This window comes from Neobacillus sp., from assembly GCF_031988165.1.
Lineage (GTDB): Bacteria > Bacillota > Bacilli > Bacillales > Cytobacillaceae > Neobacillus > Neobacillus rhizosphaerae.
In genome coordinates this window covers 1-11,205 of record NZ_DALZYO010000049.1, presented here as the reverse complement: position 1 = coordinate 11,205, position 11,205 = coordinate 1, and the positions used below count along the sequence as shown (strand labels likewise).

The 11,205-nt window shown below is 40.0% G+C and carries 5 protein-coding genes; all 5 read left to right on the top strand.

From position 1 onward, the window contains the following. The first annotated feature begins 27 nt into the window (after positions 1-27). Positions 28-4,251, top strand: a complete 4,224-nt coding sequence (locus tag RTR43_RS22425; protein ID WP_312475467.1) for a S8 family serine peptidase — start codon at positions 28-30, stop codon at positions 4,249-4,251. A 652-nt stretch (positions 4,252-4,903) separates the two neighbouring features. Beyond that, positions 4,904-6,958 carry a glucosaminidase domain-containing protein gene (locus tag RTR43_RS22420; RefSeq protein WP_312475464.1) on the top strand — a complete coding sequence of 685 codons (2,055 nt, stop codon included), beginning with the start codon at positions 4,904-4,906 and terminating at the stop codon, positions 6,956-6,958. Positions 6,959-7,131: 173 nt separating this feature from the next. Then, positions 7,132-9,012, top strand: coding sequence for an NTP transferase domain-containing protein (locus RTR43_RS22415; RefSeq protein WP_312475462.1), 1,881 nt, complete (start codon positions 7,132-7,134; stop codon positions 9,010-9,012). Beyond that, complete coding sequence (locus RTR43_RS22410; RefSeq protein WP_312475460.1) at positions 8,996-9,967, top strand: DMT family transporter; 972 nt, start codon at positions 8,996-8,998, stop codon at positions 9,965-9,967. Before RTR43_RS22415 ends, RTR43_RS22410 begins: the two co-directional genes overlap by 17 nt. Then, entirely contained in the window at positions 9,968-10,660 is a 693-nt protein-coding gene (locus RTR43_RS22405; RefSeq protein WP_312475458.1) for a sugar phosphate nucleotidyltransferase, read from the top strand. The last annotated feature ends 545 nt before the right edge of the window (positions 10,661-11,205 follow it).

The following is an 11,205-nucleotide window of genomic DNA, read 5'->3' as shown; positions in this document are numbered from 1 at the left end:
TTCATTTCCAAAGGGGGGCACTCGTAAGTGGGTAAAAAGAAAGATAATAAAAATCGAAAATTTGCTACATATGCTTTAGCATCAGCTCTTGTATTTTCCAATCTAGGTTTTGTTTCATCAGCTTCAGCTGCAACGTATAAACCTGGTGATTTGGAATCGAAAATTAAACAGATTAAGCAATTAGAAACTAGGGATGCTCTTACAGTCACAGACTCAAAAACAATTAAAACAAAGGCAGATCTTAAAGCAACTGACAAGGTTCGCGTAATTGTTGAGGTAGATGGACAAACACCCCTTGAGTACGCCACAAAACAAGGTCAATTATACAAAGATTTATCAGCAGACAAAAAATCCGCGCTCACTTCTAAAGTAGAAAGCCAACAAAAATCCGTCAAAGACAAAATTAAGGCGAAGGGTGTCAGCATTAAATATAAAATGCAGTTTGCAACGGCTTTTAATGGCTTCAGTGGTGAGGTTGCCTATGGTGACCTGGCAAAAATTGAATCTGTTGCCGGTGTGAAAAATGTCTACTTAGCTAATGAGTATTTGCGTCCTGAAGCTTTGCCGGAAATGAAGACAAGCCATAACTTTATCCAATCCCGTGATACATGGGCTGACACTGGATTTAGAGGCGAGGGAATGGTTGTATCTATCATTGATACAGGTATCGACCATACCCACCGTGATTTTAAATTAACAGACAAGTCTAAGGAAGATTTGACTACCGATAAAGTTAGCAAAATTGTAAAAGATAATAGCCTAAAAGGGAGATTCTATACTGATAAAGTTCCATATGGCTACAACTATTATGACTTAAATGATACCATTATTGACCTAACTTCAAGTATGCATGGGATGCACGTTGCTGGAACAGTAACGGCCAATGGCGACGAAACAAATGGTGGCATAAAAGGGGTTGCACCTGAATCACAAGTTCTGGCGATGAAGGTATTTAGTAATGACCCGAACTACCGTTCTACGTGGTCTGACGTTTATCTTGTCGCCATCGATGACTCGATTAAACTTGGCGCCGACGTGTTAAATATGAGCCTTGGTGATGTTGCCTCTTTTTATAATGAAAATGCGGCTGAGGATCTGGCTATTCAACGAGCTGTGGAAAACGGTATCGTTTGTGCGGTGGCTGCAGGAAACTCAGGTCATATCGGATATGGATTGACGAACGGTACCCCATTAGCACAAAACCCTGATATTGGAACTGTTGGGGCACCTTCGGTAAATCCTGAAGCTCTCTCTGTTGCTGCTTCTATCAATGGAACTTTTTTGTATAAGCATGCTCTTTCTCTTGAAGGATTTGACTCGTTTAAGAGTGATGGTTTTGGAGCTGATGATTGGACGAAGCTAGCTGCAGATAAGGGTGGCAAGTTAGAGCTTGTAAGTCTGGGCGGAAAGCTTGGTTATCCAGAGGACTTTCAAGGTGTAGATGTAAAAGGTAAAGTTGTCGTTGTCCCACGTGGAACAGTACAATTTGCAGATAAAGCGAAAAATGCCTTTAAAGCAGGGGCAGCAGGAATCATCGTCTACAATAATGGGACTCCTTTCCAGAATAGTCAGGGCGGTTTTGAAATTCCGTTCATGATGATCGAAACAGCGGATGGTGCAGCACTTGAAGCAGCGATTGCAGCAGGTAATAAAACTCTTAATGTTCAATCAGCGAAAGTAGAATCTCCTACCCTAGGTAAAATGACTACTTTCTCGTCATGGGGAACAACGCCGAGCCTTGAGTTGAAACCAGAGATTACAGCTCCAGGGCAAGGTATTTATTCTACTTTGAACGATGATAAATACGGTTCAAAGAACGGTACTTCGATGGCAACGCCACATGTTGCTGGCGGTGCAGCCTTAGTTCAGCAATACCTGCAAGGGGATAAGCGTTTTAGCCAGCTTTCTGTTGCTGACCGTACAAAACTAGCAAAAATCTTGTTAATGAACACTGCAAAAGTAATCAATGATGCAGATGGTCATCCGTACTCACCTCGCCGTGAAGGTGCTGGGATGATGCAAACCCATTCAGCGGTAACAACGCCAGTATACGTTGTAAACAAAGTAACGGGTGAAGCAAAAGTAGAATTGAAAGATTTCCAAAAGAAACAATTTGAAATGACTTTCACAGCAAAAAATGTTTCAGACAAAGATGTAAAATATAAGGTAAACACAACCGTCCTGACAGATGCTTTTAAACAACAAGCCAAAGAAGGAGCATCAGATCTAAACGCTCTTGCTACAGGTGATTTGGAAGGCGCGAAAGTGGAAGCACCGGAAACGGTTACTGTTCCAGCAGGAAAATCGGTCGATTTTACAGTGAAAGTAGATTTCACAGGTACTAAAATTCCTGGTTTTGATAAAGATGGAAAGAAAATCTCTCAAGACCTTAAGGAAGACATTTTCGTTGAAGGTTCCGTTAATTTAGTAGGCCCTGATGAAAAAACACCAAATTTAACGATTCCATATGTTGGATTCTATGGTAAGTGGGATCGCCCGCAAATTATAGATGGTTTTAGAGACCTTGGCGAAACTGCTTATTATGATTTAACGGCGATAAAGAAATATGGGAAAGATGCCCACAATATGCTCACTAATAATGATAAAGATTTCCTTGCTCCTGTTCCAGGTAAGACTTTCTATCCGCTATCACCGAACGGAGATGGAGCGCTTGATAATATAAATGTACTTCCATCCTTCCTACGTGGTGCCGAAGAAGCTCAATTTAATATCTTGGACAAGGATGGCAACTTCCTTCGCCGCATGAAAGCAGAAGCACAAGTGATTAAAAGTGCCTACGATGGCGGCAATGGTGAAGCTGCGAGTCAAAAGGCAGACCGAGTATGGGACGGAAAAGTAAAAGGTCAAGTGGTTAAAGATGGTTTGTATTATTACGAAATCAAGGCGGTTATTGGTTATAAGGGTGCTCAGTGGCAATCTAAGAAGATTCCGGTTTATGTTGACACGACAGCTCCTAAAGTGACAGCAACCTATGATCCTATTAAATCTATTGTATCTTGGAGTGCAGTAGAAGAAGGAACAGGCGTTAAACAGTATAGTATTTTCGTAGATGGAGTGCTTACTGCTTCTGTCGATGGCAATACAACATCTTATCAGATTGAAAACGCACCTAAAAAGGCTATTGTTGAAGTCGTTGCTCGGGATTATGCTTCTAACTTTGGAGCTGACACTGCAGCAATCGGTGATGTAACGATGCCAAAAATTTATCTAGATAATTTTGGTCCTGAGGCGTATGCAGGATATAACACTTATGTTATACCTGTTAAAGGATTTGTAACAGAGGATCTAGGCTTAAAATCGCTGAAAGTTAATGGGAAAGTAGTAGCTACTACGAAGGATGAAAAAGGGAATTATGCATTTGAAACGACTACTACTTTTGATCATGATGGTCTTGCTGATGTAATCATCGAAGCAACTGACCATTCAAACCAAACATTCTCCATTTCACGCAAAGTCTTTTTAGATAAAACAAAGCCAGTTATCAATGTTACGGCACCAGACAGAGTGGATAAGAATGTGGACAAAGTAACGTTTAAAGTTAACCTTCAAGATAATTTCAGCTATCTAAAATTCTATATTGGTGAAAATCAAGAGTTTGAAACACCTTTTATCAGTCCAAATGATTACTTGGCTCCATATAACAAGGATCGTCAAGTATCTGTTTCATTAGCAGAAGGCGAAAATAAAGTGGTTCTAAGAGCTGTTGACTTTGCTGGAAATGAAACGATTAAAGAAGTTGTCATTAACCGTAAGGATGCAGATCCAAAACCAGATCCAAAACCAGATCCAAAACCGGATCCAAAACCAGAAGTGAAAAACGGCTGGAGCTTCGAAAATGGTTCATGGTATTACTATGCGAAGGACCTAAAAACTACCGGTTGGGTACAGGATAAGGGCAAATGGTACTTCCTTGCTAAAGACGGTAAAATGCAAACCGGCTGGGTGAAAGACGGTAACAAATGGTATTTCCTAACTAAATCAGGTGCAATGGCCACTGGTTGGGTGAAAGACGGAAATACTTGGTATTACTTGAATAAATCAGGCGCAATGGCGACTGGTTGGTTATTTGATGGAGGCAAGTGGTATTACCTTAATGCCAATGGTGCAATGGCCACAGGCTGGAAGCAAGTCAATGGCAAATGGTATTACCTCTATAGTTCAGGCGTAATGGCTGCTAACACAACGGTAAACGGCTATAAGCTTGGTAAGGACGGAGCTTGGATTAAATAAGTTGAAGTTCTACTATATTAAGGCGAACAGATTCTCATCTGTTCGTCTTTTTGTATGGAAAAGGGGCGGAGCGCCGCAAAAATGAATCACTTTAACCAGTTAAAGTGAAATACCCATTTCACTAGACGAAAGATGTGAAGTCTAGCTCTGCTCTCACCGCCTTTATTAGGTGACTACGGCTTGTTCTCTAAATTTATTTCCATGGTTGGGTTGGGAGTTGAGGCTCATGATAGTTTTTTATTGTGAATTTTCGTGTAAAAATGACAATAGTACTAAAAACGACAAATTTTTCAATTTTTGGTTGAAAAATTGTGTCAAAATGAGAGAATAAGAGAGTACATATAAATTTTAGGAACAGGAGGATCGATTTATTTACGGTAAAATTAAGGTTTTGCCATAGAATGTGTGTGGCTAAATAACTAACGAGAGCGCTTTTCTTCAACGGGAAATTCACTTTATTTCCCATATCTCGAAATCTGGTAATTTAGTATAATCATAGTAGAATTTGCATTGCTGTTCTCATTTAATGCTTATTTTCCACATAATCCATTCAGAAACCGGCATTCCTAATGTTTTTCCTCGGCTTTAAGCATTTTTTTCATAATAAAAATAATAGTTTCATAGAGAGATTATGATCCAGGGGGGAGAAATATTGAAGAAAAAACGTGTCACTGCTTTAGTTTTGGCAACGATGTTGTTCTCTTCGACAGCATCTGGCGTTACTGCGGCTGGAACCAATACGTGGAAGTATCAGAATAACAGTTGGTACTACTTAACTTCAACAGGAAAGAAAGTTACCGGTTGGGTACTTGATAAAAATAACTGGTATTTTCTAGGAAGTAACGGTGTGATGAAAACCGGCTGGGTACTTGATAAAAATAACTGGTATTTCCTAGGGAGTAACGGTATGATGAAAACCGGCTGGCTTTCAGACAAAAATCGCTGGTACTTCCTAGATAAAAAAAGTGGTGCAATGAAAACCGGCTGGCTGAAAGAAAATAACATTTGGTATTTCCTTGATCCAAGTGGCGTGATGAAAACAGGTTGGCTGAAGGACAAAAACAACTGGTATTTTCTTATGCCAAGTGGTGCAATGAAAACAGGCTGGTTATTCAACGCAAACAGCTGGTATCTCCTTGATCCAAGTGGAGCGATGAAGACCGGCTGGGTGCAAGATAAAAACTTAACGTATTTCCTAAACCCAAGCGGTGCAATGGTCACAGGACAAAAATACATTGATGGAAAGCCGTACGTTTTTGCCGCTTCAGGAGCTTTGAACTCGGCTCCTATTATAGGCTGGTTCCGCGATGGCTCCATTGCCATGTATTTTGATCAAGATGGTAGCAACCATAAAGGCTGGTTAGTGGAAGGAACTAATAAGTTTTATTTTTCAGAGGATGGCTTTATAAAAACCGGCTGGTTAACGGAAAATGGTAATAATTATTACTTTGGTTCAGATGGGAAAATGCAGACTGGTTTGCAGTCTGTTGATGGTCAAATATACTTTTTCGGATCCGATGGTGTGATGCAAAAGGACAGTGGCTGGAAGCAGATTGAAGCCAAGTGGTACTATTTTGGAAGCGACGGTGCTGCCTATAAGGGTTGGCTGACCGATAAAGGCTCAACGTACTATTTGAGTAATAATGGAGATATGGTCATTGGCTGGTTAAAGCTAGATAGTAAACGGTACTATTTTGATGGGTATGGAAAAATGGTGACTGGCGAACAGATTATCGACGGCAAGCTTTATAATTTTTTCGAAAATGGAGTTTTAAATACCGGGCCAGTAATCACAACAACGAATTATAACCTTACCTTCCAGCAAATGCTTGATATCGAAATGAAACAAAGTCCGCAGACGGATAAGTATAAAAATAATAAAGCATTCGTGAGCTCAGATTTTATTTTACGAGATGCAAATGATCCTACAAAAGGCGTCGTGACCGCGGCTACTCTAAATGTTCGCGAGGAAACGAACGCTGACTCCTTTCTTTATGGAACATTGAAGCAAAATGCACAGGTACAAATTGTTTCTGCTGTGGGAACTTGGTATGAAATTAAATATGGCACTTGGCGAAATGCAAAAGCCGAAGATGTTTCCTATTATTTAAATCCGAACAACTTCAGCCCAACAAGTGCAGAGTACTTCCAATTTCTATTATTAAACAAAAGCGCTGGAACAGTTGCTGATGATTTAAATAAAAATATTCTCGCTGGAAAAGGGACCTTGGATAAAATGGGAGACGCGTTCATTCAAGCAGGTAAGCAAAATAATGTGAATGAAGTTTATCTTATTTCCCACGCTTTACTTGAAACCGGAAATGGTAAATCTAATCTTGCGTCAGGTAAAATTATTGTCAGTATGGTTGATGGAAAACCTGTAGAACCAAAACCTGTTTATAATATGTATGGTATTGGTGCGATTGATAGCTGTCCTGAAACTTGCGGAGCCGAAACCGCGTATAAGAAGGGCTGGTTTACACCGGAACAAGCCATCATCGGTGGTGCAGAATTCATTGGAGCTGGCTATATTAACGCTTCGACACCGCAGAACACCCTTTATAAAATGAGATGGAATCCAATTACACCATACCATCAATATGCAACCGATATCGGCTGGGCGGTCAAGCAGGTAAATAATATTAAAAAAATCTACGATTCGTTAAGCTCGTATACTTTGTATTATGATATTTCTGTTTATAAATAAGATTTGAAGAGGGCTGTGCATTCTGATGCACGGTCTTTTTTTGCGAAAATAGGGTTATTCCTGATTGTGGTAAATACTAATCGCAATTGAATACTTTTTTGTTTACAGATTTTCTAGGCTACGTTACAATTAAAACACATTCAAATTTTGAACACATCGAAGGAGGCCCCCTTATGGAGCAACACTTATTTCAATTATTAGAGGCCATTAATAAAAATGCTAACTTGAATCAAAAGAAAATGGCAGAGATTTGCGGTATCTCAATTGGCAAGGTTAATTACCTTATCCATGATTTAACGTTTGGAGACTATATATTTAGTGAAAAAAAGGGACGAAATATTAGCTATTTTTTAACACAAAAGGGAATCGATTTCCTGCAAAGTGGCATTGAGGCATACCATCATAAAAAGGTTAATATTCATCAGGAATCGTTGTCAGAAATTAAACAGGCTGTGATTTTAGCTGCAGGCATAAGAACAGATTTTAACAAACCAGCAGGTTTAATGACTTTTGATGGAGTCACATTGTTAAAAAGAAATCTTGATATTTTGCAGGAAAATGGTATCAACGATATTGTTATCGTCACTGGCTACAAACCTGAAGCGTTCGAGGAATATCCTGAATTAAATCATCTAACATTTGTTGAAAATAAGAAATATAAATGGACCGGTTCGATGGCCTCTTTAGCGGCGGCACAACCCTATATCACCAATGACTTTTTGTTGATTGAAGATGATATTCTAATTGAAGAGCGGGCAATAAGGGAAATCCTCTCGCATCCGCAGCGCGACTGTATTCTCATCAGCAATGAGAGCGGTTCAGGGGACGAGGCATTTGTGGAAATCAAAAATGGCTATCTTCATAAAATTTCCAAGGACATCCACCAATTCAATTATGTCGATGGCGAAATGATCGGAATCAGCAAGGTTTCCTATGAAGTTTATACAAAAATGGTCAGCGAGTACCGGCAAAATAACCGGAACCCATTCATGCATTATGAATATATGCTGTTAGATATTTCAAGGCACTACAATATTGGTTACTTGAAAATGCATAATCTTATGTGGGGCGAAATTGACAGCTGGAAGCACTATACCACAGTCACGGAAAAAACCTATCCGATGCTAAAGCGTAAGGAGGCAAAGTTCAGAGAAATTTGGATTAAAAGCCACCTGATGGATGCATTAGATATTGCCTATGAGGACATTGAGGATATTCAGCCATTTGGTGGCATGACGAATAAAAATTTTAAAGTAGTCATAAAGGGCAAAGAGTTTGTCTTAAGGATTCCTGGTAATGGGACGGAATCATTGATTAATCGAAAAGAGGAAAAATTTAATGCGGCGCTTGCAAGTAATCTGGGTATTGATACGGAGTTGGTTTATTTTAATGAAGAAACGGGCGTGAAAATTGCTGAATTGATTCCTGAGGCTGAAACACTGACGCCTAAAATGACAAAACGACAGGATATCATGGAGCTGACAACGGCCAACTTTCGAATTTTGCACTTTTCTGGATTGGAAATGGCCAATCGCTTTGATGTTTTTGAAAAAATGGTTGAGTACGAGCGGTTGATGAAAGAAGCAAACGGTCACCCCTATGACCATTATTTCGAAGTGAAGGAACAAGTAATGGTTTTGAAGGAAATTTACCAAGCGATGGATATTCAACTTACTCCATGTCATATTGATGCCCTGCCACAAAATATCGTCAAAAGCGGTGAGAAAAAACTTTATTTCATTGACTGGGAATATAGTGGTATGAATGACCCGATGTGGGACCTTGCTTGGCACGCAATGGAGAGTGAGTTTACACCGGAAGAAGAAGAATTATTTTTAACGCTTTATTTGCAGGAAGATGAAGTACCACTTGAAATTCAGCAACGAATGATTATGAATAAAATTTTCCAAGATTTCCTTTGGACCATTTGGACAATTATCAAGGAGGCAAAGGGTGACGACTTTGGCACCTATGGAACTGATCTCTTAGCAAGATGTAGAAAGAATTTAAACCATGACTTAATCAGGGAGATGACATATGTTCAAACAAAATAAAGGGATTTTCTTCGGTTTAGGTTCAGGGTTTACTTGGGCGCTCGACACGGTCTTAATCGGAATGGTGTTATCAAAATCATTGTTTATCTCGACGGAAACGGTCATTTTTCTAGCCCCATTAGTGAGTACATTTTTCCACGATATGTTATCAAGCTTGTGGATGATGCTCTATATGACGATAAGAGGTGAATTTACGGTTCCTTTTAAAAAATTAACAACGAGAAGTGGCCGGTTTGTGATGTTAGGTGCGCTTCTCGGCGGCCCGATTGGGATGACCGGTTACGTGCTTGCCGTTAAATATTTGGGAGCATCGTTGTCCGCATCGATTTCGGCCGTTTATCCAGCGATTGGTGCGTTCTTTGCGTTCATCATCCTAAAGGACCGATTAACGATAAAAAACTGGTTTGGACTTTTTATTAGTATCCTATTCATTTTCCTTTTAGGTTTTGCCGGTGGGGAACCCTCTCCTAGTTACATTCTTGGATTCACCTTTATCCTATTTTGTATTTTCGGCTGGGGCATGGAGTGCGTTATTCTGGCATACGGAATGAAGGATGATGAAATTTCACCTGAACAGGCGTTGCAAATTCGACAATTGGTTTCAGCTGTTACTTACGCCGTCTTGATTTTACCCATTTTCAAGGCATATCCGCTTGTTGGCGAAGTCTTTAAGAGCAGCCAATTTTTTCTTATCGCGGTAATTGCCTTGTCGGGAACGGCTTCCTATGTGTTCTATTACAAAGCAATTTACACTTTAGGACCTACCCGGGCAATGGCCTTAAATATTTCGTACGCCGCTTGGGCGATTTTCTTAAGCTTTTTCCTTTTAGATACGCCCATTACCGCAAAGCCTGTCATATTTAGTATAATGATTTTAGTTGGCTCCATTTTAACGGTTGCCAACCCGGAAGAACTAAAATGGATGAATATTCGTAAAGGCAGGAGAGCAGCGTAAATGAGAGCAATTTTACTCGCAGCAGGAATGGGTACCAGATTACGACCATTAACATTAACAACACCTAAATCACTAACTGTCGTAAACGGAAAACCAATGCTTGAGAAACAGGTTGAGTATTTACAGGAAATTGGCGTCGATGAAATCATTGTGGTTACAGGTTATTTAGCTGAAAAATTCGAGTATTTAGAAGAGAAGTACGGTGTGAAGCTCGTTCATAATGATAAATACGAGATTTATAACAATATGTACACGATGTATTTAGTTAGGGAGTACCTCCATGATACGTATGTAATTGATGCGGATGTGTACTTGAATCATAATTTCTTGTTGAAAAATCCAACAACCTCAATGTATTTTAGTGCGCGGAAGCCGGATTTTAAAGCGGAGTGGATGATCCGTTATGACGATCAATATAAGGTGACGGATATTGAGGTCGGTGATGGTGATCATGAGTACATTCTCTGCGGCGTCTCCTACTGGTCTGAGGAAGATGGCAGGTACATTGTCGGAAAACTGGAAGAAGCCGTTACGGGTGGCAACTTTAAAGAATTCTGGTGGGATGAAATCGTCAAGAATAACCTTGTTGGCTTGAATGTTTATCTTCAGGAGATTCACCCAGAAGACAGCTATGAAATCGATTCATTAGAAGACCTTGAAAAAGTGAATAAACTGTTGGCAGCACAAAAATAAAACGGGCACTTGGTGTCCGTTTTTTTTATCTTTTGTCTTGAACTGTTGTGTTTCCTTATATGAAACTGTTTTATAGAGGGTATAGTGACTGTAGTCGGGATAAAAGTCCTTCTCGAACACTTGAAAAGGCTCCATAAAGGCTATTGGTGACCGAAATCGAGTGGGAAACGAAAAAGTGGTAACCAATGAAGACCATAGGTGACCGGAATCGAGGGGGAAACGAAAAAGTGGTAACCAATGAAGGTTATTGGTGACCGGAATCGAGGGGGAGACGAAAAAGTGGTAACTAATGAAGGCTATTGGTGACCGAAGTCGAGGAAAAAACGAAAAAGTGGTAACCAATGAAGGTTATTGGTGACCGGAATCGAGTGGGAAACGAAAAAGTGGTAACTAATGAAGGCTATTGGTGACCGGAATCGAGTGGGAAACGAAAAAGTGGTAACCAATGAAGGCTATTGGTGACCGGAATCGAGTGGGAAACGAAAAAGTGGTAACCAATGAAGGCTATTGGTGACCGGAATCGAGTGGGAAACGAAAAAGTGGTA

Bases quoted from the DNA above. Each gene is read 5' to 3' on its own strand.
- RTR43_RS22410 (WP_312475460.1), top strand. From the start codon at position 8,996: ATGTTCAAACAAAATAAAGGGATTTTCTTCGGTTTAGGTTCAGGGTTT.
- RTR43_RS22415 (WP_312475462.1), top strand. From the start codon at position 7,132: ATGGAGCAACACTTATTTCAATTATTAGAGGCCATTAATAAAAATGCT.
- RTR43_RS22405 (WP_312475458.1), top strand. From the start codon at position 9,968: ATGAGAGCAATTTTACTCGCAGCAGGAATGGGTACCAGATTACGACCA.